Consider the following 24943-nt stretch of genomic DNA (forward strand, 5'->3'; position numbering starts at 1 on the left):
TATAGGAGGACAGCGTTATGGGAAAAACTGCAATAGTAAAGATCATGGAACGCGCAGCAAATAAATCCGTTCAAGTTGGAGAACGCGTATGGTGCAATATCGATTTAGCTTCAGCGAGAGATTTTGGTGGCGCAAATTGTGTTTTACAATTTGAAGAGGAAATGGGAATGGAAGCAAAAGTATGGGATCCGGACAAGGTCGCATTCACTTTTGATCTACAGGCGCCATCTCATTCGGAGAAAAATTCAAATAATCAGAAGATCATTCGAGAATTTGCTAAGAGACAAGGCATCAAGAATGTATTTGACATCAATTGCGGTATTGGCCAACACGTCATGCTCGAAAAGGGTCTTGTTAAACCTGGCGATGTCATTCTGGGAACGGACAGTCACATGAACCTGCTCGGAGCAGTAGGCGCGTTTGCCACGGGCGTAGGGAACTCGGATATCGCAGCAGCCTATATCAATGGAGTAAACTGGTTTAGGGTTCCTGAAACCATGAAAATTGAAGTTGTTGGCAATTTTCAAAAGGGTGTTTGTATGCGAGATTTAATAACTCACATTGTTGGAGATCTGGGTGCCGGCGGCATGGATTTTCTCGCCGTTGAATTTACCGGAGAAACAATCGAAAGAGCCACTTTGGCAGAACGAATTACACTTTGCTCGATGGTAACTGAAATGAGCGGAAAAGTGCCTTTGATCATGCCGAGTGGCGAAGTCTTAGACTGGCTGGTGTCGAGAGCTGGAGATGAAGTCATCGAACGCGTCAATATGCTTTCTGCAGATTCGGATGCTGAATACTGTAAAGTGATTCGCTATAACGTCAGCGAATTAGTGCCGATGGTATCCTGTCCGGACACACCTGATAATGTCAAGCCTGTAAATGAAGTTGCAGGGACCAAGATTGACCAGGTTCACATAGGGTCTTGTTCCAACGGAAGATTTGATGACATAAAGGAAGCGTTTGACGTTCTGATTGCAGGTGGTGGAAAGGTTGATCCAGGAGTGAGGACCATTATTACCCCGAGTACCGCAGAAGTACAAATGCTCTGTGCTAAGCACGGGATGATTGAAAAATTCCTCGAAGCAGGCGTTGTTTTCACCAATCCAACATGCTCGCTTTGTACTGCAGAGCATTATGGGACATTGCCGTCAGGTGATATTGGCTGTTCAACGACGAATCGAAACTTCCTGGGTAAAGTCGGGAAGGGAAGCCATACTTATCTTATGAGTCCTATGACGGCAATGGCAACAGCTGTAAAAGGCAAAATTACAGATCCTAGAGATATTTTGGAGGGCTGATTTATGAGTGTTTTAAAAGGTAGAGCCTGGGTTTTTGGAGATGATGTAGATACAGACTTGATCTATCACAATAAGTATCTGGCTGAAACAGATCCAAATAAAATGCCGCAATATGCATTTGAATATTATCCGGGCATGGAAAATTTCGCAAATGAAGTCAAACCAGGTGATTTTGTAGTAGCTGGAAAGAACTTTGGCTGTGGATCCAGCCGCGAGCATGCTGTATATTGTCTGGAATATGCTGGAGTCCCGTGCGTGCTTGCTGAGACCTTTTCGAGAATTTATTATAGAAATGCTATCAATAACGGGTATCCGGTTCTTTTCGTCAAAGGCTTATCACAAGCAATTAAAGATAATAAAATCAATAATGGTGATCTGATTGAAGTGGATATTGAGAAAGGCCTTATAAAGGATATAACAAATGGACTTGAGTTATCTGGGGATGGTGTAGGCAATCTCGAAAAAGAAATCATGGATGCCGGTGGACTTTTTCAATATTTGAAAGCGAAAGCTGCTGAAGAGAAATAATGTAACAGAAATTAGGAATTCAACATCTTATTAAATGATGGATAACAGTAAAGGCGTGTCAATGAGGGATAGATTCACATTACATGACTCTGCCATACACTTCTAAAGAGGTGTCAGACACCATTTCAGAATGAAATGGGTGTCTGACACTTTCTTTCGTGCACCTCTTTCTTTTCTTAAAACGCCCCACGCATAACCTCAAGGAACGCCTCGGCGGCGGCGGTCAGGGGCAGGTGGCGGCTGTGGATGAGGCAGAGGTCCGTGGACGGGACGGCGATCTCCGTCGACAGTACCACCACGGATTCAGGTGCGTTTTGCAGGGCCATCTTTGGTACAAAGCCTATGCCCACGCCGCTGGCGATCATGTCCACAATGAGGTCCACACTGCCAAACTCGAACTCCGGCTCAAGGTGGAGCTGGTGTCGCGCTAAAAAATCCTCCAGCAGGCGACGGGTGGTGGAGTTTTTTTCTAAAGTTACCAGCGGGTGCATTGCGAGCTCGGATAAGCTGAGTGCTCGACGCAGCAGCTTATGGGCCTTCGCGTAGTCTGTCGACGTGATCCAAACATTCTCCTCCGAGGCCAGCCTAAGATAGACCAAATCCTTATCCTCCAAAGACCCTGTATGATTGACGAGGGCTAAATCCAGCGCGCCCTCTTTAACTCTGGCCTTCGACACCGGCGACGGCCGGTTCTGAATGGACAGTCTTATATTTGGATACTTTTGGTGAAAATCCTGGAGCGGTCCCATCAGGACATACCTTGACAGCGTATCGCTGGCCCCGAGCTGCAGGTGGCCCCGGTCAAGCCCCTGGAGCCTTAAAAGCTCCTTTTCTCCCTTTTCTATGCTCTTGATGGCCTGGCTGACAAAGTCGAAAAGGGTCTCGCCGGCAGAAGTCAGTGAAACGGTGCGGCCTTTTCTATAAAACAGGGGCATGCCTAAAGCCGTCTCCAGCTGTCGAATCGACTGGCTCACCGAGGACTGAGTGACGAAGAGGACCTCCGAGGCCCGGGTGAAGCTCTCGTGGAGGGCCGCGTGGTAGAAGACATTATAAAGATCCATGGAGTTCATACATTAGCGCTCCTTATGCTTTTGATTAATATAATTAATTATTATTATAGTACATCTGATGATACAATCAAGGTGGACTGAGAAGAAACATTGGGGTATTAATGAGAAAATAGATAAGCTCCGGCGGGTGTCGGGACTACACACATAAAAGAGGAGGCAAATCATGCAAGGTGTAAGAAAGTTCGTCCGAAAAATCGAGGCGCTGGACGTGGAGAGCGCCGGGCTCACCAGTCAGATCAGGGACTTCTTGAAGATTGGCGCGGTGACTAAGGCTGAGGTTTACAACGGCTACGACATCTTTGGGCTGGAGGCTTCCGAGGTGGCTCAGGCGGTGCAGCATGTCTTCGCTGAGCCCAACGTGGACCTGGTGAGTGACGTCTGGACGCCGGTTCAGGGCGAAACGGCCTTTGCCTACAGATTGTTGCCTGGCCAGTACGACCAGCGCTCGGATTCCGCGGTGCAGCTACTGACCATTCTGAAGCTGGGAAAGGACCCTCACGTGGTATCCTTTAAAGCGGTGCGGCTGACCAGTGAGCGGGCGCTGACGGCTGAAGAGGTCGAGGGTATCAAGCGTTTCCTGATCAACCCGGTGGAGGCCATGGAGATATCGCTTTACGAGCTTTGTCCGGCAGAGGTGGTTCAGCCGGAGGCGCCGCCAGTGGAGGTGCTGCATGGCTTCAGGGAACTGTCAGAGGAAGCGCTGGAAGGTTTCCTGGCGGGCCACGGTCTGGCCATGTCGAGAGAGGACCTGACCATGGTTCAGGATTATTTCAAGACTACTGCCGGTCGGGATCCAAAGATGACAGAGCTCAAGGTGCTGGACACCTATTGGTCCGATCACTGCCGTCACACAACATTCATGACTGAGCTGAAAGACATTGACTTCTCAGAGGCAACCTATGGACCGCTTCGTGAGGCGTATGAAAAGTATGGACAAAAGCGTGCGGACATTGCGACCTCAAAGCCGGAGACCCTCATGGACCTGGCGACCATTCAAGCCCGCTGGCTCCGTAAGCAGGGCGGCCTGGCGGACGTGGAGGTTTCGGATGAGATCAACGCGGCGACGTTTATGGTGGACGCAGCCTTTGAAAACGGCGAGACCAAGCCTTACTTAGTGATGTTTAAGAACGAGACCCACAACCACCCTACGGAGATTGAGCCTTTTGGCGGCGCGGCCACGTGTCTTGGCGGGGCGATCCGAGATCCGCTTTCAGGGCGGAGCTACGTCTATCAGGGCATGCGCATCACCGGCTCTGGAGATCCAACAGAAAGTCTCGAAAAAACACTGCCTGGAAAGCTGCCTCAAAGGGTCATCACCCGGGGCGCGGCGAAGGGCTTTTCTTCCTATGGCAACCAGATTGGCCTGCCTGCGGGCTATATTCGCGAGTACTATAATGAAGGCTTCAAGGCAAAGCGCATGGAAGTGGGCGCAGTTATTGGCGCGGCGCCGGCGGAAAACGTCAAGCGGCTGAAGCCGAAGCTTGGGGACAGGGTCCTCCTGATAGGCGGCAAGACGGGCATTGACGGTATTGGCGGGGCCACGGGCTCTTCCAAGGAGCATGACGAGTCCAGTCTCGCAACCTGCGCGTCTGAGGTTCAGCGCGGCAACGCGCCGGAGGAGCGCAAGCTGCAGCGTCTCTTCAGAAGACCTGAATTCGCGAAGCGCATCAAGAAATCCAACGACTTTGGCGCCGGCGGCGTTTCTGTCGCGGTGGGTGAACTGGCGGACAGCCTGGATATCCAGCTGGACGCTATTAAGACGAAGTACCCAGGCCTTGGGGCTATTGAGCTGGCGATTTCTGAATCCCAGGAGCGCATGGCGGTGGTCGTGGACCGCTGTGATGTGGAGCGGGTCATTGCCCTGGCGGCGTCGGAGAACCTGGACGCTTATGAGATTGCTCAGGTGACGGATTCCGGAAAGCTCAGGATGTTCCTGAAGGGTGAAGTGGTCCTTGAGCTTGGCCGGGAGTTCATAGATTCCAGTGGTGCCAGCAGGAGCCAGGTCGTCAAGGTGACCGAAGTGCCGGTTGCCGGTTCTGGGGCTGATGCTGGTGCGGCGGTTGAGGCGGCTCAGGCTGAGGCGGTTTTGACGGCGACAGTGTCAGATCTGAACAGCGCGTCACAAATTGGACTAATTGAGAATTTTGACAATACGGTGGGGGCTTATTCAATTCTTATGCCGTTTGGCGGTGTGCGACAGATGTCGCCGTCTATGTCTATGGTGGCTAAGTTACCATCGGCAGAAGGGACGTCTTTGACGGGGACCGTGATGAGCGCAGGTTACGCGCTGAAGGCTCTGGAGCAGGATCCATTCGTGGGCGGCGCCATGTCCGTGGCGGAGGCCGTGGCCAAGGCGGTGCTGACAGGGGCGAACCTGGAGCGGATCCACCTGTCCTGTCAGGAATATTTCGAGCGGCTGGGGACTGACCCGCTCAAATGGCAGAAGCCATTCAAGGCGCTGCTTGGGGCGCTGCACGCCATGGACGCCTTTGGCCTTGGGGCCATAGGCGGCAAGGACTCCATGTCCGGGACGTTCAAGGATCTTAACGTGCCGCCAACGCTGATCGCGTTTGCCGCGGCGCCGGTAGATCTTAAAAATGTGGTTTCAACGGACTTTAAAGCGGAGGGCAGCACAGTTTACCTGGCGGATGTGGCCAGGGACGCGGCGGGACTTCCTGATCTCACGGCTTATGCGGCGAGGCTCAAAGAGGCCCAGACGCTGATTGGGCACGGCGCGGTGCTGTCGTCCTATGTCGTGGAAGAAGGCGGCGTGCTGGAAAGCTTGTTCAAGATGGGTGTTGGCAATGGTATAGGCGTGAAGCTTTCCGGGGATGTCATTCCGGCGGCGGGCTTTGGCGCCTTGATGCTGGAGATCGACATAGCCAGCACGGATGCGGTGCCGGCGGACTGGGTGATGCTGGGCGAGACTCAAAGAGCCTATAGCATTGACGCTCAGGGGGCTGGCGTGGATCTGAAGAAAGTTGAAGAGGCTTGGCTTGAGCCGCTTGATAGTGTGTTTCCTCGGTGCAGGCCTTATGCGGATGCGCCGCTTGCAGCGAAAGAGCCTTCTGTGGATAAGAAGAAGGAGAAGCGGGATGTGGTGTTTGGGGAAGGGAGACCATCGGCAAATATCCTGAGGGGTGTGAAGCCTCGCGTGTTCATCCCGGCGTTCCCGGGGACGAACTGTGAGATCGACACGGCCCGGGCCTTTGAGCGCGCAGGGGCGGAGGCGGAAGTGATCGTCTTCAGAAACCGCAGCCTGGCGGACGTGGAGCTGTCGATCGAAGCCTATGAGATGGCAATCAGCCGGGCGCAGATGATCGCGCTGCCGGGGGGCTTCAGCGCAGGGGACGAGCCGGATGGGTCCGGGAAGTTCATCAGCTCGGTATTTAAGAATGCACGGATCAGCGAGGCGACCATGAAACTGCTGAAGCAGCGGGATGGTCTGATGATAGGGATATGCAACGGTTTCCAGGCGCTGATCAAGCTGGGGCTTCTGCCTTATGGGGAGATCCGGGATCTGGGGCCTGAGGATCCAACACTGACGTACAACGCGTGCTGCAAGCACATTTCGAAGATGGTGCAGATCGAGGTTGTGTCGAAGATGTCGCCATGGCTGGCGCGGGCATCTGAAGGCGTGCGGTACAGTGTGCCGGTGTCGCATGGCGAGGGCAGGTTCTTTGCCAGCGAGGCGCAGTATGAGGCGCTGCTCGCGGCGGGCCAGGTGGCGACGGTGTATTCCAGGGGTCACAACCTCAACGGGTCGGCCTTTGGGGTCGAGGGCCTGGTGAGTCCGGATGGACGGGTTTTAGGGAAGATGGGTCATGCGGAGCGCATGACGTCTCATACCTACCTGAATGTGCCGGGGCAGTATGACATGGAGATTTTTGAGGCTGGCGTGGATTATTTTAATAAGTAGGCTGGTCGGGCAGGCGCTTATGATAGGTGTTTTTGGAAGGTGCTTATGCCTGGGACTGATGTCTGGGACTTTCGTGCAAATGTAATACAGTGAAGTTTCAAATTGGCGTTTCGGTCTTGATATGACGTCTGTTGTAGGGTAGAATAGTGTTAAATTAAGAACGATAGTGTTGTCTAAACAATAAAATGTTCGTGTTTTGGGAGGGTATCTAATGAAAGTTGCAATTATCATGGGCAGCAAGTCAGATCTGGAAGTGGTGTCAAAAGCGGCGGAGGCCCTTGAACAGTTTGGGATTGAGGCGGAAATGAGAGTCATGTCGGCCCATCGCACTCCGAATGAAGTCATGAGCTTTGTTGCAAAGGCTGAGGAAAATGGCTTTGAGGCGGTGATTGCCGCGGCTGGAAAGGCGGCGCATTTGCCTGGCGTCATTGCGGCGTTCACCGTGCTTCCGGTCATTGGTCTTCCAATCAAGAGCAGCTTTATGGATGGCTTTGATTCGCTGCTGTCTATAGTACAGATGCCTTCCGGCATTCCTGTGGCCACAGTTGCGGTGAATGGCGGCGACAACGCGGGCATTCTCGCGGCGCAGATCCTCAGCGTGAAGTATCCGGAGGTGCGCGAGCGCTTGAAGGCGTTCCGTGAAAAGATGCGCCAGGATGTCGTGGCGGCGGACGCGTCGATTCAGAATCTGCGCAAGTAGGGTTAAAGAGCAGGAAATAACGAACATTGTAAATAATTTCTAAGACCTTCGTCTGGATGGAAGGCTGCAGGGGCGAGGCGTGGGATGGCTGACAGGTGGGGACAGGGACGGACCACCATGTCAGGGACATAGTGGTCCGTCCCTGTCCCCCACCAAAAAATCGAGAAAGTATCACTATTTGAGGAGGATATAGTTCAATGGAAAAGCGTGAAATGCTCTACGAGGGCAAGGCAAAGCGTGTTTATAAGACGGATGACGAGAAGCTCTTCGTTATTGAGTTTAAGGATGACGCTACGGCGTTTGACGGCAAGAAAAAGGGCACGATCCATGATAAAGGCATTCTGAACAACAAGATCAGCGAAGGCCTCTACACCATGCTGGAAGCGCAGGGCATCCCAACGCACTTCGTGAAGCGCCTCAGCGACCGGGACGTCCTCGTCAAGGCCGTGAAGATCATGCCGCTGGAAGTGCTGGTCAGAAATATTGCGGCGGGCTCGCTGACAAAGCGCCTTGGGATTCCTGAGGGCAAGCAGCTGCCATTCACCATCCTGGAATTTTGCCTTAAGGATGATTCACTTGGAGACCCACAGATCAACGAAGACCACATTCGCGCCATGGAGCTGGCTACGGATGAGCAGGTCGCGGAGATTAAAAAATATGCCCTCAAAATCAACGAGCTTCTCAGCGCCTTCTTCAAGGCCAGAGGCATTACCCTCGTCGATTTCAAGCTCGAGTTTGGCCTCTATGGCGATCAGGTCATCCTGGCGGATGAAATTTCTCCGGACACTTGCCGCCTTTGGGACGCGGCAACAGGCGAAAAACTGGATAAGGACCGTTTCAGACGGGATCTCGGAAACGTTGAAGAGGCGTATCAGGAGATTTTCAATCGACTCGACAAATAGTGCACGGCAGAATACACATTAGATCACTGGAAACCAGATCCAACAACGATAAGGAGGCGCGCCATGTCGCAGCCAGACGTTAAAGATAAAAAAGCTACAAAAGCTACAAAAGCTACAAAAGCCACCGCGGACTCAGAAATCAAGCAAGAGTCCAAGGACCTGAAACGCGACGCTTACAAGGCCGCGGGGGTAGATGTGGAAGAGGGCTACCGTGCGGTGGACCTGATGAAAAAATATGTCAAGACGACACATGACAACAGAGTCATAGGCGGCATTGGCGGCTTTGCCGGCATGATGACCCTGGGCGGGAAATTCACGGAGCCGGTCCTCGTGGCAGGCACGGACGGCGTCGGCACCAAACTGAAGCTGGCCTTTGCCCTGGATCGCCATGACACCGTGGGCGTCGACCTGGTGGCCATGTGCGTCAACGACATCATCTGCCAGGGAGCGGAACCACTCCTGTTCCTGGATTATATTGCTACAGGCAAGCTGAAGGCGGAGCAGGCGGCGGAAATCGTCAAGGGCGTCAGCACGGGCTGCCGTGAGGCAGGGGCTGCGCTGTTAGGCGGGGAAACTGCTGAAATGCCAGGCTTTTATGCCGAGGGCGAGTACGACCTTGCCGGCTTTGCCGTAGGTGTCGTAGAAAAGAGCGAAATCATCACCGGCGAGCGGATTCTGCCAGGGGACGTGCTCCTGGGCCTCCCGTCAAGCGGCGCCCATTCCAACGGCTATTCCCTGCTCCGCAAACTTTTCGCGGAGGAGATCGCAAACCCGGAAGCGTCCGCGGACGCCAAAGCCATAACCAAAATGCTGCTGGAGCCAACGCATATTTACGCGCCTGAGGTTCGGGTCCTGAAGCCCCGTTTTGACCTGAAGGGCATGTGCCACATTACCGGCGGCGGCTTCCAGGAAAATGTGCCGCGTATGCTGCCGGAAGGCCTTGGCGTTAAGATCGACACCACTGCCTGGAAGCGCCCGGCTATTTACGATCACATTGAAGCCAGGGCGGGACTGTCCCCAGCCGAGCTTTTCGGGACTTTCAACATGGGCATTGGTTTCATAGTGGTGCTCCCGTCCAAGGCGGCGGCTGAGGCACTGGAAGCCCTTGCCATTGAAGGCTACGAGGCTTACAAGATCGGTGAGGTCGTCAAGATTTCTGCGGGCAAGGATCGTGTTATTCTATGATTAAATCCACTCAAGAAAAAGAAAGTGGCCCGTGGTCTTCTGACCTCAGCCACACTTCAAACGCAAGCGATGTCACGGCAAGCGGCGCCCATTCCTCGGTGAATGGGGCGCCGCGCATTGCCGTTTTTGTCTCTGGTGGTGGGACGAATCTGCAGGCGCTGATAGATGCGGTGGGGGGATACGGGGACCATCGGCTGAACGCCGTTATCGCTTTGGTGATGGCGGACCGGCCGGGGTGTTACGCCCTGGAGCGGGCGGCGAAGCACGGCATTCAGGCGGCCCTCATCGACCGTAAGGCTGGCACGGCCGAGGCGCGGGAGCAGCAGATTCTGGCGCTCCTTGAGGAGGTCCGGGCGGACTACATTGTCCTGGCAGGCTTCTTAGGCATTTTAGGGGCCGGCATTATAGAGAAATACCGGGACAGGATTGTGAACGTGCACCCATCCCTGATCCCCAAGTACTGTGGGAAAGGGTTTTACGGGCATCACGTCCATGAGGCGGTTTTGGCGGCAGGCGATACGGAGACCGGCGTTACGGTGCATCTGGTGGACGAGGGTGTGGACACCGGGCGGATTTTAATGCAACGAAAGGTTCCGGTGCTGCCGGGGGACACCCCTGAAACGCTCTATGCCAGACTTCAGCCGGTAGAGCATAAGACTTTGGTCGAAGCGGTCGGGCAGCTGATCGCGGAGAATTTTGGGAGGTCAGAAGCGTGAGAAGAGCATTAATCAGCGTCAGCGACAAGCACGGTGTGGTCGAGCTGGGCAAACGCCTGGCGGCCATAGGTTTTGAAATTCTGTCTACGGGCGGAACCTATAGAGTATTGGAAGAGGCAGGCGTCGATGCCACGGAGGTCAGTGAGGCGACGGGCTTTCCGGAGTGCTTTGACGGCCGGGTCAAGACCCTGCATCCAACAGTTCACGGGGGGATTTTGGCCCGACGGGATTCGGAGAAGCATCAGGAGGAAGCGGCAAAGCTCGGGATTGAGATGATCGATCTCGTAGCGGTGAACCTCTATCCGTTCCGGCAGACGGTCCAGAAGCCGGAGTCGACCCTGGAGGACATCATTGAAAATATTGACATTGGCGGGCCCACCATGCTGCGCTCCGCTGCGAAGAACTATCATGACGTCCTTGTGCTCTGCGATCCCGCAGATTACGAGGCGGTCCTCGAGCCGCTGGAGCGGGGGGAAGCCATTTCGGTGGAGGAGCGTGCGAAGCTGGCTCTCAAGGTTTTCGAGCATACGGCCCACTATGACGCCATGATCGCGTCCTTTATGGCGAAGACTTTCCGGCCAGAGGGCTTTGGCCGCACCTTGTCCCTTGCTTATGACGTGGTTCAGCCCCTTCGCTATGGAGAGAACCCGCATCAGAAGGCGTGGTTCCTCAGAGATGCGCTGCCAGCTCAAGGGGCCTCAACGGATTTTAAACAGCTCCACGGAAAAGAGCTGTCCTTCAACAATCTCAACGATCTCGACGCCGCAGTCCGCATGGTGCGTGAATTCGAAGCGCCGGCGGCAGTGGCGGTCAAGCATACAAACCCTTGTGGTGTTGCGACGGGCAGTGACTTGGTAAGCGCCTATGTGAAAGCCCATGACGCTGATCCGGTGTCCATCTTTGGGGGCATTGTGGCCCTGAACCGTGAAGTGGACAGGGAAACAGCCCTCGAAATGTCCAAGACTTTCCTTGAGATCATTGTAGCGCCGGCTTTCAGCGAGGCAGCGCTTGAAGTCCTGAAAGCGAAGAAGAACATCCGGCTTTTGACCCTCCCAACAGATCAGGCCTTCGAAGACGACTACGATATCAAGCGCATTGAGGGCGGACTCCTGATTCAGCAGGTGGACGCTGAGCCTGCTGATATGGCGCTGAAAGTGGTCACAGACCGCGTTCCAACGGAGGACGAGCTCAGGGATCTGCGCTTTGCCTGGAGCATTTGCCGCCATGTGAAGTCCAATGCTATTCTCGTGGCTAAGGACGGTGTCACGCTGGGCGTGGGACCGGGTCAGACCAACCGGGTTGGTGCGGCCGAAATCGCGCTGAAGCAGGCTGGAGAAGAGGCTAAGGGTGCGGTGCTGGCCTCGGATGCGTTCTTCCCATTTGCGGATTCTGTGGAGTCTGCCGCTGCGGCGGGGATTGCGGCGATCATTCAGCCGGGGGGCTCCGTCAAGGACGACGAGGTCATTGAGGCTTGCAACAAGTTTGGCATTGCCATGGTCTTTACGGGCGTTCGCCATTTCAAGCACTGATTATTTTTGCTCAAAGGGGAGGTAGATCCATGCGGATCTTGGTTATTGGGAACGGCTCGAGGGAGCATGCTTTGGGCTGGAGGCTTTCGAAAAGCGCTCACACGCCTGAGCTTTTCTTCGCGCCTGGCAATTTTGGGACGGCTCTGGTTGGGAAGAATGTGGCAATTGGCGTGTCCGAGGTGGAGACCCTTGTGGCGTTTGCCCTGGAAGAGAAGATTGATCTGACCCTGGTGGGCCCAGAGGTGCCGCTGGTGGCTGGAGTGGTGGATGCTTTCCGCAAGGCGGGCCTCGCCATTATAGGGCCGGACCAGGCGGGCGCGCAGCTTGAGGGCAGCAAGGCCTTTTCGAAGGAATTTATGGTGCGTTATGGCATTCCAACGGCGGGCTATGGCGTCTATACAGAGGTTGAAGCCGCGAGGGCGGCGCTGCGCTCCTACACGCTTCCAGTCGTGATTAAAGCCGATGGTCTCGCCGCCGGCAAAGGTGTCATCATTGCCCAGAGCTATGAAGAGGCGGAGCAGACATTGACGGAAATGATGCTGGAGGGCCGCTTTGGGGATTCCGGACATAAGGTGGTGCTGGAGGAGTTCCTGAAGGGCTTCGAGGCGTCCATTATTTGTCTGGTAGATGGCGAGACTATTTTGCCGCTGGAAACCGCTCAGGATTATAAGAAGATATTTGACGGGGATTTGGGACCGAACACGGGTGGTATGGGCTCCTACTCTCCGAGTGCATTTGTGGACGCGTCATTGATGGCGGAAATTGAGGCACGCGTACTGCAGCCGACCTTGAAGGGTCTTCAGACCGAGGGGTTTGATTTCAGAGGCATCATGTTCATAGGGCTCATGATTGATGAAGCCTGTCCGACAGGGATTGCAGACGGCATCAAGGTTCTTGAATACAACGTCCGCTTTGGGGACCCGGAAACGCAGTCGCTCATGGCGCGACTGGACAGCGACTTTGTGGATGTCCTTTTTGCCCTGAACGAGCGCAGGCTGGGTGACCTTAAGCTGGCGTGGACGTCTAAAGCGGCGGTGTCTGTGGTTTTGGCCTCAGACGGCTATCCGGATGACTTTGAGACAGGTCTGGAAATTGATTTTCCAGGTGCTCAGACGGAGTTTATGCCGGAGGTCATGGCCTTCTTTGGGGGCGCTGTGCTGAAGGATGGAAAGGCTGTTACCAGCGGCGGCCGGGTTGTGACGGTCACGGCGCTGGGCGAGACGCTGGAAAGTGCCAGGAAGAAAGCCTATCAGGGCGCTGAAATGATCCGGTATGGGAATAAGTACTGCAGAAGTGATATTGCGAAGTTTTAAAGTTGGCATTTCAGGCTGTGATTGTTGATCCTTTGGCGGCTGGGAAGTGTTTCATTTGAATGAAAGCAAACGGGCGACGGCGGCAAGCTGGCGTTCGTTTGCTTTTTTGTATTAAACGTTTGCATCCAATAAAAACGTGGTATAGACTACTTGTATGACAACACTAACCATGAACTAAAACCAAAAATCTTTCACAGAGGTGATCTCATGCCAATAGGCCATATTCGCGATCTTGAAGGAAAATCAATCGTCAGCCCTGAGGTGAAGGGGGCTGTTATGAAGGTGCCTGTTTCCAAAGAGGAAGGCTGGACGGACCACGTTATGCGGGTCTTCGAGATTGAGGGCCACGGCTATACGCCGCGGCACACCCATCCTTGGCCGCACATCAACTATGTCCTTGAGGGCTCCGGGACACTCTTCCTCCACGACAAGGAAAACCCAATTGAAGCCGGCTCCTATGCCTACGTGCCGAGCGGCGAGCTGCATCAGTTCAAGAACCTCACGGACAAACCGCTGAAGTTTATCTGCATTGTGCCAAACGAGGGCCATTACTAAGTGTATATTTATCAAAAACCCTTCGAGCCCCTATTGGAGCGCGAAGGGTTTCCAACTATAAAGGGGGGACTTTCTTGGAACGCTACGGCATTATAGACCTCGGATCCAACTCCGTGCGCATGAACATTGTCAACGTTTACAAAAACGGGTCTTACAGCCTGGTGGACCAGGCCAAAGTCATGGTCCGTCTCTCGGAAGGCCTGGCGGATGGCGGGACCCTAAAGCCTGAGCCCATAGCCAGAACCCTGAATGCCATCAAGCTCTTCAATCAGCTCATAGAAGCTTATGGCGTCACAAAAGTGGCCGCAGTAGCCACCGCGGCGGTCCGGCAGGCTTCCAACGCCTCAGACTTCCTCGACCGCGCCCTGGAGGAGCACCAGATGGCCTTTGAGGTGATCAGTGGTGAAGACGAGGCCTATTATGACTATCTTGGGATTATCAATACCATTGACCTTAAGGATTTCCTCATGATTGACACCGGTGGCGGCAGTACCGAGCTGGCCTGGGTCGTGGACCGTGAAATCAAGGCGTCCGTGTCCCTGCCCTTTGGCAGTGTTATTCTGACGGAGCGTTTTTTGAGTGGAGACAACAGGGAAAAAGGCATTGAAAAAGCTGATAAATTCGTTCGTAAAGCCTACAAGGACGTGCCATGGCTGAAGGAAGCCAAGGGTCTGCCCGTCGTGGGGCTGGGTGGGTCACTCCGTTCGGTGGCTAAAGTTCACCGGGGCAAGGATCCCCTTTCAAACGTCAGTCTCCATAACTACAGGATGCCTGGAAAAGAGCTTGAGGCCCTTCTCACGGACATTGTCAACACCTCGCCGGATAAGGTTTCAGACCTTCCGGGGATTGGCAAGGACCGCTCGGACATCATTGCCGGGGGCGTCCTGCCGCTGAAGGTCCTGGCTGGCTACGTGGACCTGGAGCAGTTTGTCGTCAGCGGCAATGGCCTCCGGGAAGGCGTGTTCTTCAACCGCTACTTCAAAGAAAAAGATTTGCCAATGGTCGTGCCTTCCGTCCTGGACCACAGTCTCGAAAACGTCCGAAAACGTTTCAATGTGGACAATCCTCACACGGCCCACGTACGGAAGCTGGCACTGCGCCTGTTTGACGCTTTGAAAGAATTGGGGCCTTTTGACGAAAGTGACAGAATCCTTCTGGACGCTGCCGGGCACCTGCATGACATAGGCATGCACATTGAGTATTACAATCATCACAGACACGGGTTTTATCTGACCCTCAACGCAAGGCTCTGCGGGTTGACGAATGAAGAAATCATCAAGGTCGCAGTTCTCGTGGGCCATCACCGGGAATCCAAACTGAAGGAAGACCTGGAACGCTTCAAGAGCGCGCTGGGGAAAGAGACCATTGAGCATCTGCGGCGGCTTGCGGTGTTTCTCCAGATTGCCGAGCGGATTGACCGGAGTGAATCCCAGGTGGTGGACGACCTCTCAGTGACGCTGTCCGGGGAGGAAGCTTTGGTGCGGCTGCTCTCCGAAAAGGACACTGAGCTTGAGTGTGTCGCGACCATGCGGATTGCGGAGGATTTTGAAAAGGCTTATGGCGTCAAGCTGCGGGTTGTGCGCGGCTGATGGTGCAGCTGGTCTATAGGGCGGGAATCGAACCTGCGGTTGGCGCCGCTTTGTTATAAGGCAGATGGCATTAGTCATCTGTCTTTTTTTATTAAAAGATTTGCGCAGAAAAGTTTTCTCAGTTTACATTCTGTTCACTTTTTTTCTGTTGGCAGTTCACAACTTTGCCGTACAATCAGTTATAAGAAGAGGCATGCGCACTGGTGTAAAAAAAGAAGGTGGTCAATGTGTTAAAACGCTTCTTTACCGGACTCTGGACTGCGGGGCTGATCTTGACCGTAATGCTTTCAACGGGCTGCACCACTTTGAAGTCGACAGATACGGTCCTATCTGACGTGCCGGCCGCTGAAAGTATACTCGAGGCTGCAGAAGCAGAAGCAGAGGCGGAGGCGGAGGAAAAGGTTAATGATCCTCCAGCTCTGGATCTGACGGAAAATCCCCCAGGTGCTGAAAATGGTACTTCTGAAGCTTTTGATAAGGCATTGGGACCTGATACAGCCGTAGCTTCAGATAGTGGTGCGGGACTGGGCCCAACCAAAAAATCGCCAGAATCAACCATTGTAGTCGTCCCGCAAGAATCTGCCTCCCTGATCGCCAAATCCGAAAATGAAATTATTGGCGAGAATCAAGAAAAAAATGAGCTCTTGAATGAGCTGAGCATTCAGATCGACGATCTGATTGCACTGCTGGACGGCCTCGACACCGTTCAGGAATCAGACCTGGAATTAAATTTTATTGAGGAGTGAGTGAAAATGAGAAAAACATTAGCGTTAATCATGACATTGGTAATGGTGCTTGCAATCAGTTCAACAGGGTTTGCCGCAGGAACGGGCGGGTCTAATGGCTCTGGGGGCACAGGCGGCTCAGATGGCGGCCAGTACCAGGGTGATTCCGGCAGCACCGGCGGAAACGACAGCACCGGTGGTTTAAACGACGGTCAAAATGGCGAGCCTGGCAACACTGAGCCTGCAGGAAACGCAGGGCCAAATGAAGATCAGAACATGTTCCAGCACCGCTATGAATACGCGAAAATGGTTCGCAACGAAGTCCGTATGGAAGCCGGCGAACAAGAGCAGATCAAAGAGCGCATCAGAGACTGCGCTGAAGCGCTGAAAGAGCAGCTCCAAAACAGACTGCGCTCCCAGGAGCAGCTTACCCCAGAAGAAGCTGCCAAGCTTAAAGAAATGGTTCAGACCATGAAGCAGTTCCAGGAACAGCTGAAAGCGGAGCGCATGGGCAAAATTCAGGCTCAAGTGGCCAACATGCACAGAGCCGCTTATCAGAATGATCTTGAAGGCGCCACAAAGGCCATGGAGCAAATCCGCGAGGAAATCCAGCTGAGAAATCAGTTCATGGAGCAAATCAAAGCGAAGCTCGAAGCTATGGAAGCGGCGCTTTAGCCACAGAGAATCAGACCCTAATCGAAATTCAACGCATAGAAAACAACTGTCGGTCAGCGTCCAGCCTTCGAAAGAAGGTCTTGACCGGCGGTTGTATTTTTTGTGCCTTAAATGAGGCCAAAGCGTCGGGCAAATTTTTCTGCAGAATGAAAAAGGGGTGGTATAATGTATTAATTACGAAAATTTGTAAGAGCGCTGTACCACCCTCAAACGCTTACAGTACTTAAGTACGTCAGTACGTTTGCCGATGGTCACAGTACGAAACGAGGTCGTTATATGAAACTCATAAAGCGCTATTTACTCCTTGCCGTGTTGATCGCCATAGCCTCCCAGGTCAGCATCAGCGTCTTTGAAGCGGATTTTAGAATCACCGCGGGCATCATCATTTTTGCATTGTCACTGTTTCTGTATCCGAACCTGAAGCCCATCCCCCTCGGTTTAATCTCAGGGCTGGCCGTTTACGCCTCAAGGCTGCTCGTCTACTATCTGGGAAACGGGACACTTCGGGACGTCTGGCTGTCTTACCAGTTTGAAATTCTGTTTTACTTATTCTACAGCTTACTTTATGTGGGGCTGCGCCGCAGGCAGGAACAGTACAACTTGAACAAATTAGCCATACACCTTTTTATCTGTGATGTAGGCGCGAACCTTATAGAATTTTTTTCAAGACTTATGCTGACCCCAACCCACGCAAACAGTGAGCTATCACTTAGCGTCGCAGGGACACTGCTCTTTGTCGCCTTGATTCGCTCAGCGCTGATCTGGGTCGTGCTGACGGGGCTGAAGCATTACAAAAACCTGCTCCTTAAAGAGGAGCACGAAGTCCGTTATGCACGTCTCGTATGGCTGACCGCCCAGTTGAAGTCTGAGATGTACTGGATGGAAAAGAACATGGATGAGATTGAAAAGGTCATGACGAATGCCTATAAGCTGTTTGAGAATATCAAATTCATCCAGCGCCAGGAGGACTGGGGGGAGCAGGCCGTGACCATAGCCCGGGACGTCCATGAAATCAAGAAGGAGTACGCGCTGGCGGTCAGGGGCATAAAAGACTTGACCATGAGTGAAATGGTGGAGGGCGGCATGGAATTCAAGGACATTTGCAGGATCCTCAAAGATGCCATGAAAAGGGAGCTTCAGAGCTTTGAAACTGAGATTGGGCTGACCATTGAAACGGGAGAAAACTTTTACACGTCCAAGCATTATTTTCTGATGTCCATTCTGAGAAATTTGATTATGAACAGTATGGATGCCATTGAAACCGGCGAAAAAACCGGTAAAATTGAATTGATCCACAAGGCGGGAGACACGCATCATCACTTTATTGTGTCGGATACTGGGTCGGGCATTGACCCGCAGGATCTGGCCGCCATTTTCACGCCTGGGTTTTCAACAAAGATCAACTATGAGACAGGCCATATCAACAGAGGCCTTGGACTCAGCGTGGTACAAAATATTGTGGAGAAAGAGCTCAATGGGGAAATTGGGGTGACTTCTGTCAAGGGTCAGGGGACGACCTTTGACATTGCTATTCCTAAAGCAGATTTGGGGGACGCAGAATGAGAATTTACATAGTTGAGGATGACAGCAATGTCATAAAGTATCTTAGCCATATCATTGTGGACTGCGATCTGGGAGAAGTGGTTGGAATCGCCCAGAATGGTGCTGCGGCTTATGATGAAATCCTGATGCTGAAGCCTGATCTGGTGCTGGTGGATCTGCTGATGCCGGGCAAAGATGGCATTACTTTGGTACAGGACATTAAAAAAGTCAATTCAAGGGTTCAGTTTGTCATGATCTCTCAGGTATCTTCCAAGGAAATGATTGGCAGAGCCTATCAGAGCGGTGTGGAATACTACATTTCCAAGCCCGTCAACGCCATTGAAACCCAGAGCGTCATAAAGAAAGTAAAGGAAAAAATCAGCATTTACAACACCTTGAATCAGATCCAGAGCATTTTTTCTTCAGGGACTGAGCCAGCAGCAGAGACACCGCGAGACAGCAGGGAAGACGAAATCAGAAGGATCTTTCAGAAGATTGGCATTGTAGGTGAGGTGGGGAGTCAGGATATTCAGAGGGTGGTCCTCTATTTGCTGGACAGCGGAAAGGGCATGGCGGATTTCACCGTGAAGGAAATCTGCGGAAAATTTACGGACCAGACCAAGAGCATGGAACAGCGAATTAGGCGTACCGCGACCGTCGGCATGACCAATCTTGCCCATATGGGTATTGAGGATTACATGAACGAAACCCTGAATGAGCTGGGAAATGGCCTTTACAGCTATGAACAGATTAAAATTGAGATGGATTATATCAGAGGAAAGACCAAGAAGCGGGGAAAAGTGAACCTAAGAAAGTTTATTGATGGTATGGTATCCTTTTGCAAAGTCAATAAGTAACACAAACAAGCTGTCCGGGTGGCAAAGCGCCGCCTCGGGCAGTTTTTTTATTGGGGCAGTACGTCAGGGTTACAAAAAAGTTAGATTAAATATTCTGACAATATCGAAACCATTTGAAACTTTTTGAAGGTCGTCGTTTAACATACATTTAACAAAGATTTATCGACACAAATGAACACTCCGGTCAGCCATTCAATTTGCACGTTCATTTCAAGGAAAAAGTGTTAGTCTGCAAGGGTTTGAAATGCCGCATACAAAACGAATAGGAGAGGGTAAAATGGAAATGATGAATTTAGTTGTCGATGGGGTTAACAAGGTTTTATGGGATTACATACTGATCATAGCTCTCTTTGGGGTTGGGATCTACATGACGGTTCGCCTCAGGTTCCCACAGTTCACGAGGCTGATGCCGGCACTGAAGGACATGGTGGCCGCCATCATAAGAAAGGAAAAAGCAGAAGAAGGCAAAATGTCGCCGTTTCAAGCGCTGGCGACGTCGGTTGCGGCACAGGTCGGCACCGGCAACATAGTGGGTGTAGCCACGGCAATCGCAGCGGGTGGTCCGGGGGCAGCCTTCTGGATGCTGGTGTCAGCCTTCTTTGGAATGGCGACCATTTTCAGCGAAGCCGTCCTTTCCCAGAAGTACCGGGAGAAGAAAAATGGCGAGTGGGTTGGAGGTCCGGCGTATTATATTAAAAATGGGTTGAAGTCAAAAGCCTTGGGGATGTTTTTCGCGGTGTCTTGTATTATCGCCCTTGGTATCGTTGGCGTTATGGTTCAGTCGAACTCAGTAGCGGGCTCCGTCAGCAGCGCCTTTGGGGTCCCCGTTTTCGCGGTGGCTGGTGTCCTCGCCGTCGTCGTCGCCCTCATTCTGATGGGCGGGATGGGCAGAATTGCTTCTTTCGCTGAAACAGTGGTTCCGGCAATGGCTGGTCTTTATATACTTGGAAGCTTGCTGATCATCCTGTTCAACATAGGCAGTCTGCTTCCGGTCATCAAAATGATCTTCCTTGGGGCGTTCATGCCTCAGGCTATTGGTGGCGGTGTCCTGGGCATCACAGTCCAGCAAACGGTTCGTTTTGGGCTTGCCAGAGGTCTTTTCTCCAACGAAGCGGGCATGGGCTCGACGCCTCACTCCCATGCGGTAGCGGACGCGAAGCACCCTGCGGAGCAGGGCTTCACCGCCATGATTGGCGTCTTCATTTCAACCTTCCTGATTTGCCTGTCCACGGTCATGGTCAATCTTACCTCTGGAGCTTACAACGTGGGGATCTCAGCCGCTGAAATGACGGCCACGGCTACGGTGATGACACAAACGGGCTTCGCGGCGGGCTTTGGCGCTTTTGGCGGCATGTTCTTATCGATTTGCCTGTCCTTTTTCTCCCTGACCACTATTGTAGGCTGGTATTTCTTCGCTGAGTCCAATGTCAAGCTGGTGTTCAACTCTAAAGCGCTGACAGTCAACGTTTTCAAGGGTGTCGTGATCAGTGCTCTGGTGATAGGCACGCTGATCGATGCGGCTTTCGTATGGAAGCTGGCGGATCTGTTCATGGGTCTCATGGCGCTTCCCAATATCATAGCTATTCTGATGTTGTCGCGGGAGGTCGTGGACATCCTGAATCACTACGACAGTACTCAAGCTGAGGAAGAGGCCTTTGAGCTTGTTGAGGCGGAGTTGGCGGCTTAGAAGTATATTTAAAGTTAACAATAAGACCCGGAAGGGGAGATTGGTGTCTGTCAACCAATGTCCCCTTCCGGGTCTTATTGTTAATTTTAAATTTAATTAGTTCAAGGCTTAAGGCAACCAAGTGGCACAACGTAGACCCCATCTTCTCTTTTATAAGCAAATTCAGTAGCGGTTAAAATCATTAAGAAGGATGGATCACCCATTTTATCCGTGTCTATGCGGTTTGAGAATTTAAAGAGATTTTCAGAGGCGAGATCGAATTCGTTTGCACCCATTTTGACTTCAATAGCAGCCCAACGTCCATCCCGAAGCACTAATACAGCATCTGACTCCAGTCCGGTTTTAGCTCTGAAGTGATAAAGGCTGCCACCTATGGCTTCTGCGTAAACGCGGAGGTCTCTGATGCATAAGGATTCAAATAGATAACCAAATGTGTTGAAATCATGCAGCAGCCTTTTTGAAGTGACTCCCATGACAGCAACGGCTATGGATGGATCTGTAAAATGCCGCTTTGATGATGTTCTAAGTGGTGTTTTGGATCGTAATGAGGGATTCCATGCAGGTAAGTCCTCAATAACAAAAATGCGCGACAATGCATTCAAATAGGATGAGACAGTTGGGAGGGAAATGCTTTCGTCAAAACCTTCCATGTCCCTTTTTAGCGTCGTTAAAGTGGCCTCGGTAGAAATATTTCTTGCAATGGAGCGCATCAAAGCTCGAACTTTATCCGGACTTTTTTCAACGTTGTCAACTCGTGAAATGTCTTGTTGAATAACGGCGTCTACATAATCCTGGACTCTTTTTTCAGCAATCTCAGGATCGATGCCTATTGAGGCTGGCCACCCGCCTCTGGAGATCACCTCTGAAAGTCTCTCTATGCTTATTGAATTTATTCCGGATATGTCATCTGGGTGATTGAATAAACTAAGAAGTGAAACTGTGCCATTTGAATCCAAAGATTCAAAAAGGCTCATAGTTCTCATCCTTAGGCGCGAGATCCGGCCGGTTCCAGTATGTGCGGCAATATTATCTGCCGGTACGGCTGAACCGGTCAAAATAAACTGCCCTGTTTTGTCTCGTTGGTCAACCATGAATCTGACCGCATCCCATAAAACAGGCGCCATTTGCCATTCGTCAATTAGTCGTGGGGTGTCGCCTTGCAGTAGCAGCGACGGCTTTAAGGATGCCGCTTGAAGATGCGAGGCTTGTTTATCCGGATCTTGCATATATAATACACTTCTTGCAGCCTCTGATGCAGTTCGTGTTTTTCCGCACCATTTTGGACCTTCTATTAAGACTGCACCTGACGCTAGCAGCGCTTTTTGAAGCAATTGGTCAGCAATGCGAGGCAAATATTCACCCATTCGTGACCCTCCTTTTTTGAGGTTGTTGTTCTAATAGATCATGTGCGTTCGTTGTAGATCATCAAGAGCTATAAATTTCAGATCATTTTAATAGAAAACTTATAGTTCGCTTCAATTATAATCTATTTTCTGGATTGGCTCAATTTTATTTAATGATTTGGCGCGTTTTCATTTTATGATTTGGCGCGGCTTCATTTTTTTTTGGCTTTTTGGAGGATATAAGCTTTCGCTAACCAATCGCTTGGAGCCTTATTTTTCTCATTTCGTCACAAATCCTCACAAACGCCATGCCGCAAGCCTGTTAAAATTGAAAATTATGGGTATCATTCACTTATGAGCCAGGGGAACGCTCAAATCAGACATTCAAGTAAAGGGGAGGAGAGTTATGAAAAAAGTATTGGGGCTTTTATTGCTTTTCTTACTGCTAATGTCCCTCGCCACAGGCTGCACGGGAAGTGAAGAGCCAGCGCCTGGCCCGGCGGAGGAACCCGTCAACGAGACGCCGCTGGTTGTGGGCTATCAGGCCTTCAGCCAGAAGTTCAGCCCGTTCTTTGCCACGACGGCCTATGACATGGACGCCGTGACTCTGACCCAGGTGTCGCTGCTGACCACAGACCGCGTGGGCGGCATTGTCTACAATGCCATTGAAGGCGAGACGGTGAATTATGATGGCACTGACCACGAATATAAAGGGGTCGCGGATATCAAAGTCGACTTTGATGAAGCTGCAGACCTGACCACCTACTACATAAAAATCAGGGATGATGTGAAATTCAGCGACGGCGAAGTTATGGACGCGGATGATATCATCTTCAATCTCTACGTGCTCTCAGATCCAAGCTACACGGGATCCTCAACAGTGTATTCCTTCCCAATCCTTGGGATGGTGAACTACAGGGAGAACAACTCCAAAGCTGAAGAGCTGGCGGTCACCCCTGAAGAGCTGGCAGCGGCCATGGACAATCCTACTGAGGAAATGAAGGCCTTCATGGAAGGCTTTGTCAGCGACGTGCTGACCTCGGAGCTGGACTGGGTCAAGAGCATTTATGGGGATCCAAACTATGAGAAATACACCACAGACTACCCGGTCGCAAAAGATCTCTTCGCGTTTTTCTACAGCATTGATGAAACCTATGATTCTACGGCAGTAGAGGATGAAATGACGGTCGTTTCTGACGTCATCGCTCAGTACGGCGCGGATTGGAAAACCCTGGGCGCCAACTATGGCGGCAGTGAAGGCTATTTCGCAGGAGATATTGAAGGCGAAATTGGCGGCATGGTCCTGAAGGACAAGCTGGCCGCTTCAGGCGGTACAGAAGTGCCTAATATAGAGGGCATCAAAAAACTCAGCCAGACAGAGGTCGAGGTCAAGGTCAAAGGCTTTGACGCCTCTGCCGTCTACAGCATCTGCGGCATTCAGGTCGCGCCACTTCATTATTATGGCGATGCGGCTGCCTATGATTATGACAACAACAATTTCGGTTTTACCCGCGGGGATCTCTCCGGCATAGACGCCAAGACAACGGTGCCGATGGGCGCGGGTCCTTACAAATTCATTGAATACAAAGACAAGGTCGTCTACTACGAAGCAAACGAGCACTATTACAAAGGCGCGCCTAAAACGCCATTCCTGCAGCTGAAGGAAACCACAGATGCTGAAATGATCGCCGGCGTGGGTACGGGCGTTGTAGACATTGCAAATCCATCCGGCTCCAAAGCCAAATTCGACGAGCTGAAATCCTACAACACCAATAAAGAGGTCGTTGGAGACAAAATTGTCGCCAATTCCGTGGACAACCTGGGCTATGGCTACATTGGCATCAACGCCAAGACGGTCAACGTCAAGGGCGAGCCGGATTCCGAAGCCAGCAAGAATCTGAGAAAAGGCTTCGCGACTGTTTTCGCCGTTCACAGAGATGTCGCCATTGACAGCTATTATGGCGATGCCGCAGCCGTCATCAACTATCCAATTTCCAATACCTCTTGGGCTGCCCCTCAGAAATCTGATGCCGGCTACGAAGTCGCGTACTCTAAAACGGTTGAAGGCGACGGTATTTATACTGAGGGCATGGTAGCAGAAGACAAGTATACCGCTGCCCTTGAAGCGGCTAAGGGATTCTTCAAAGCTGCGGGGTTCACTTATGATGAAGCTTCCGGCAAATTCACCGCAGCTCCGGAAGGCGCCAAAATGGTCTATGAAGTGATCGTCCCTGGCGACGGCACCGGTGAGCACCCTGCTTTCGCGATTCTGACGGATACAAAAGCTGCCCTTGAAAAAATAGGCATTACCTTGACCATCAACGATCCTGCGGATTCCAATCTGCTTTGGGATACTCTGGACGCCAACACACACGAAATGTGGACGGCAGCCTGGGGCTCTACCATTGATCCGGACATGTACCAGGTCTACTTCAGCAAGAACGGCAAAGGCCTTGGCGGGACGGACAGCAATAACTACAACATTGCGGACCCTGAGCTGGACGAGCTGATCCTGGCGGCCAGAACGAGCGCGGATCAAGAATTCAGGAAAGCCACCTACAAACAATGCCTCGACATCATCCTCGACTGGGGCGTTGAAATTCCGACCTATCAGAGACAAAACCTCGTTATTTTCAGTCCGGAGCGCGTCAACATGGAAACCGTTACCCCGGACATCACCACCTATTGGGGTTGGATGAACGATCTTGAACTGCTTCAAATGAAGTAAACTGAAGAATGGTGCGGCCAGAAGCCGGGAGCTCATTTCCCGGCTTCTGGCGCACCAGTCAACGCCTCATGACAGCGAT

The 24943-nt window shown here is 52.1% G+C and carries 19 protein-coding genes; 17 read left to right on the top strand and 2 right to left on the bottom strand.

Annotated features, from left to right (window positions below):
* The first annotated feature begins 17 nt into the window (after nt 1-17).
* Nucleotides 18-1301, top strand: a complete 1284-nt coding sequence (locus BLP63_RS06845) for a 3-isopropylmalate dehydratase large subunit (protein ID WP_092590165.1) — start codon at nt 18-20, stop codon at nt 1299-1301.
* Between the two features lie 3 nt (nt 1302-1304).
* Nucleotides 1305-1829: a LeuD/DmdB family oxidoreductase small subunit gene (locus BLP63_RS06850; RefSeq protein ID WP_092590166.1), complete on the top strand. Its 525-nt coding sequence runs from the start codon at nt 1305-1307 to the stop codon at nt 1827-1829.
* Between the two features lie 176 nt (nt 1830-2005).
* Here BLP63_RS06850 and BLP63_RS06855 read toward each other — a convergent pair whose 3' ends face one another.
* Nucleotides 2006-2899 (bottom strand): LysR family transcriptional regulator, encoded by an 894-nt coding sequence (locus tag BLP63_RS06855; protein ID WP_092590167.1) that lies wholly within the window; start codon nt 2897-2899, stop codon nt 2006-2008.
* A 163-nt stretch (nt 2900-3062) separates the two neighbouring features.
* Here BLP63_RS06855 and BLP63_RS06860 point away from each other — a divergent pair, with 163 nt between their 5' ends.
* The 14 genes from BLP63_RS06860 to BLP63_RS06925 all read left to right on the top strand — a co-directional run bounded on the left by BLP63_RS06860 (nt 3063) and on the right by BLP63_RS06925 (nt 20793).
* Entirely contained in the window at nt 3063-6818 is a 3756-nt protein-coding gene (locus BLP63_RS06860; RefSeq protein WP_092590168.1) for a phosphoribosylformylglycinamidine synthase, read from the top strand.
* A gap of 211 nt (nt 6819-7029) precedes the next feature.
* Entirely contained in the window at nt 7030-7518 is a 489-nt protein-coding gene (purE, locus tag BLP63_RS06865) for a 5-(carboxyamino)imidazole ribonucleotide mutase (protein ID WP_092590169.1), read from the top strand.
* Nucleotides 7519-7715: 197 nt separating this feature from the next.
* On the top strand, nt 7716-8420 hold the full coding sequence (gene purC / locus BLP63_RS06870) for a phosphoribosylaminoimidazolesuccinocarboxamide synthase (RefSeq protein ID WP_092590170.1): 705 nt from the start codon (nt 7716-7718) through the stop codon (nt 8418-8420).
* A 63-nt stretch (nt 8421-8483) separates the two neighbouring features.
* Nucleotides 8484-9605, top strand: coding sequence for a phosphoribosylformylglycinamidine cyclo-ligase (gene purM, locus BLP63_RS06875; protein WP_092590171.1), 1122 nt, complete (start codon nt 8484-8486; stop codon nt 9603-9605).
* On the top strand, nt 9602-10321 hold the full coding sequence (gene purN / locus BLP63_RS06880) for a phosphoribosylglycinamide formyltransferase (RefSeq protein WP_092590172.1): 720 nt from the start codon (nt 9602-9604) through the stop codon (nt 10319-10321). The genes purM and purN overlap by 4 nt, the downstream gene beginning before the upstream one ends.
* A complete protein-coding gene (gene purH / locus BLP63_RS06885) occupies nt 10318-11850 on the top strand; it encodes a bifunctional phosphoribosylaminoimidazolecarboxamide formyltransferase/IMP cyclohydrolase (protein WP_092590173.1) in 1533 nt (510 codons plus the stop codon). The genes purN and purH overlap by 4 nt, the downstream gene beginning before the upstream one ends.
* A 29-nt stretch (nt 11851-11879) precedes the next feature.
* A complete protein-coding gene (gene purD / locus BLP63_RS06890; protein ID WP_092590174.1) occupies nt 11880-13163 on the top strand; it encodes a phosphoribosylamine--glycine ligase in 1284 nt (427 codons plus the stop codon).
* Nucleotides 13164-13370: 207 nt separating this feature from the next.
* Nucleotides 13371-13718: a cupin domain-containing protein gene (locus tag BLP63_RS06895; protein WP_092590175.1), complete on the top strand. Its 348-nt coding sequence runs from the start codon at nt 13371-13373 to the stop codon at nt 13716-13718.
* A 74-nt stretch (nt 13719-13792) separates the two neighbouring features.
* Nucleotides 13793-15307: a Ppx/GppA phosphatase family protein gene (locus BLP63_RS06900; protein ID WP_092590176.1), complete on the top strand. Its 1515-nt coding sequence runs from the start codon at nt 13793-13795 to the stop codon at nt 15305-15307.
* 227 nt (nt 15308-15534) lie between these two features.
* Nucleotides 15535-16053 (top strand): hypothetical protein, encoded by a 519-nt coding sequence (locus BLP63_RS06905; RefSeq protein WP_092590177.1) that lies wholly within the window; start codon nt 15535-15537, stop codon nt 16051-16053.
* A gap of 6 nt (nt 16054-16059) precedes the next feature.
* Complete coding sequence (locus BLP63_RS06910; protein WP_092590178.1) at nt 16060-16707, top strand: hypothetical protein; 648 nt, start codon at nt 16060-16062, stop codon at nt 16705-16707.
* A gap of 276 nt (nt 16708-16983) precedes the next feature.
* The gene (locus BLP63_RS06915) at nt 16984-18270 is read left to right on the top strand and encodes an ATP-binding protein (RefSeq protein WP_092590179.1); all 1287 of its coding nucleotides are present in this window, start codon (nt 16984-16986) and stop codon (nt 18268-18270) included.
* On the top strand, nt 18267-19106 hold the full coding sequence (locus BLP63_RS06920) for a DNA-binding domain-containing protein (protein ID WP_092590180.1): 840 nt from the start codon (nt 18267-18269) through the stop codon (nt 19104-19106). The genes BLP63_RS06915 and BLP63_RS06920 overlap by 4 nt, the downstream gene beginning before the upstream one ends.
* Nucleotides 19107-19383: 277 nt before the next feature.
* Complete coding sequence (locus tag BLP63_RS06925; RefSeq protein ID WP_170829337.1) at nt 19384-20793, top strand: alanine/glycine:cation symporter family protein; 1410 nt, start codon at nt 19384-19386, stop codon at nt 20791-20793.
* A gap of 101 nt (nt 20794-20894) precedes the next feature.
* Here BLP63_RS06925 and BLP63_RS06930 read toward each other — a convergent pair whose 3' ends face one another.
* Nucleotides 20895-22157: an ATP-binding protein gene (locus tag BLP63_RS06930; RefSeq protein ID WP_092590181.1), complete on the bottom strand. Its 1263-nt coding sequence runs from the start codon at nt 22155-22157 to the stop codon at nt 20895-20897.
* A 385-nt stretch (nt 22158-22542) separates the two neighbouring features.
* On the opposite strand from BLP63_RS06930, the gene BLP63_RS06935 reads away from it, so the two are divergent.
* Entirely contained in the window at nt 22543-24864 is a 2322-nt protein-coding gene (locus tag BLP63_RS06935; RefSeq protein WP_092590182.1) for an ABC transporter substrate-binding protein, read from the top strand.
* Nucleotides 24865-24943: the final 79 nt, after the last annotated feature.

The organism is Acidaminobacter hydrogenoformans DSM 2784, from assembly GCF_900103005.1.
GTDB lineage: Bacteria > Bacillota > Clostridia > Peptostreptococcales > Acidaminobacteraceae > Acidaminobacter > Acidaminobacter hydrogenoformans.

What these genes read in the sequence shown, in the direction of transcription:
- BLP63_RS06845 (WP_092590165.1), top strand. Translation starts at nt 18, where the DNA reads ATGGGAAAAACTGCAATAGTAAAGATCATGGAACGCGCAGCAAATAAA.
- BLP63_RS06850 (WP_092590166.1), top strand. Translation starts at nt 1,305, where the DNA reads ATGAGTGTTTTAAAAGGTAGAGCCTGGGTTTTTGGAGATGATGTAGAT.
- BLP63_RS06855 (WP_092590167.1), bottom strand. Translation starts at nt 2,899, where the DNA reads ATGAACTCCATGGATCTTTATAATGTCTTCTACCACGCGGCCCTCCAC.
- BLP63_RS06860 (WP_092590168.1), top strand. Translation starts at nt 3,063, where the DNA reads ATGCAAGGTGTAAGAAAGTTCGTCCGAAAAATCGAGGCGCTGGACGTG.
- purE (WP_092590169.1), top strand. Translation starts at nt 7,030, where the DNA reads ATGAAAGTTGCAATTATCATGGGCAGCAAGTCAGATCTGGAAGTGGTG.
- purC (WP_092590170.1), top strand. Translation starts at nt 7,716, where the DNA reads ATGGAAAAGCGTGAAATGCTCTACGAGGGCAAGGCAAAGCGTGTTTAT.
- purM (WP_092590171.1), top strand. Translation starts at nt 8,484, where the DNA reads ATGTCGCAGCCAGACGTTAAAGATAAAAAAGCTACAAAAGCTACAAAA.
- purN (WP_092590172.1), top strand. Translation starts at nt 9,602, where the DNA reads ATGATTAAATCCACTCAAGAAAAAGAAAGTGGCCCGTGGTCTTCTGAC.
- purD (WP_092590174.1), top strand. Translation starts at nt 11,880, where the DNA reads ATGCGGATCTTGGTTATTGGGAACGGCTCGAGGGAGCATGCTTTGGGC.
- BLP63_RS06895 (WP_092590175.1), top strand. Translation starts at nt 13,371, where the DNA reads ATGCCAATAGGCCATATTCGCGATCTTGAAGGAAAATCAATCGTCAGC.
- BLP63_RS06910 (WP_092590178.1), top strand. Translation starts at nt 16,060, where the DNA reads ATGAGAAAAACATTAGCGTTAATCATGACATTGGTAATGGTGCTTGCA.
- BLP63_RS06915 (WP_092590179.1), top strand. Translation starts at nt 16,984, where the DNA reads ATGAAACTCATAAAGCGCTATTTACTCCTTGCCGTGTTGATCGCCATA.
- BLP63_RS06920 (WP_092590180.1), top strand. Translation starts at nt 18,267, where the DNA reads ATGAGAATTTACATAGTTGAGGATGACAGCAATGTCATAAAGTATCTT.
- BLP63_RS06925 (WP_170829337.1), top strand. Translation starts at nt 19,384, where the DNA reads ATGGAAATGATGAATTTAGTTGTCGATGGGGTTAACAAGGTTTTATGG.
- BLP63_RS06930 (WP_092590181.1), bottom strand. Translation starts at nt 22,157, where the DNA reads ATGGGTGAATATTTGCCTCGCATTGCTGACCAATTGCTTCAAAAAGCG.
- BLP63_RS06935 (WP_092590182.1), top strand. Translation starts at nt 22,543, where the DNA reads ATGAAAAAAGTATTGGGGCTTTTATTGCTTTTCTTACTGCTAATGTCC.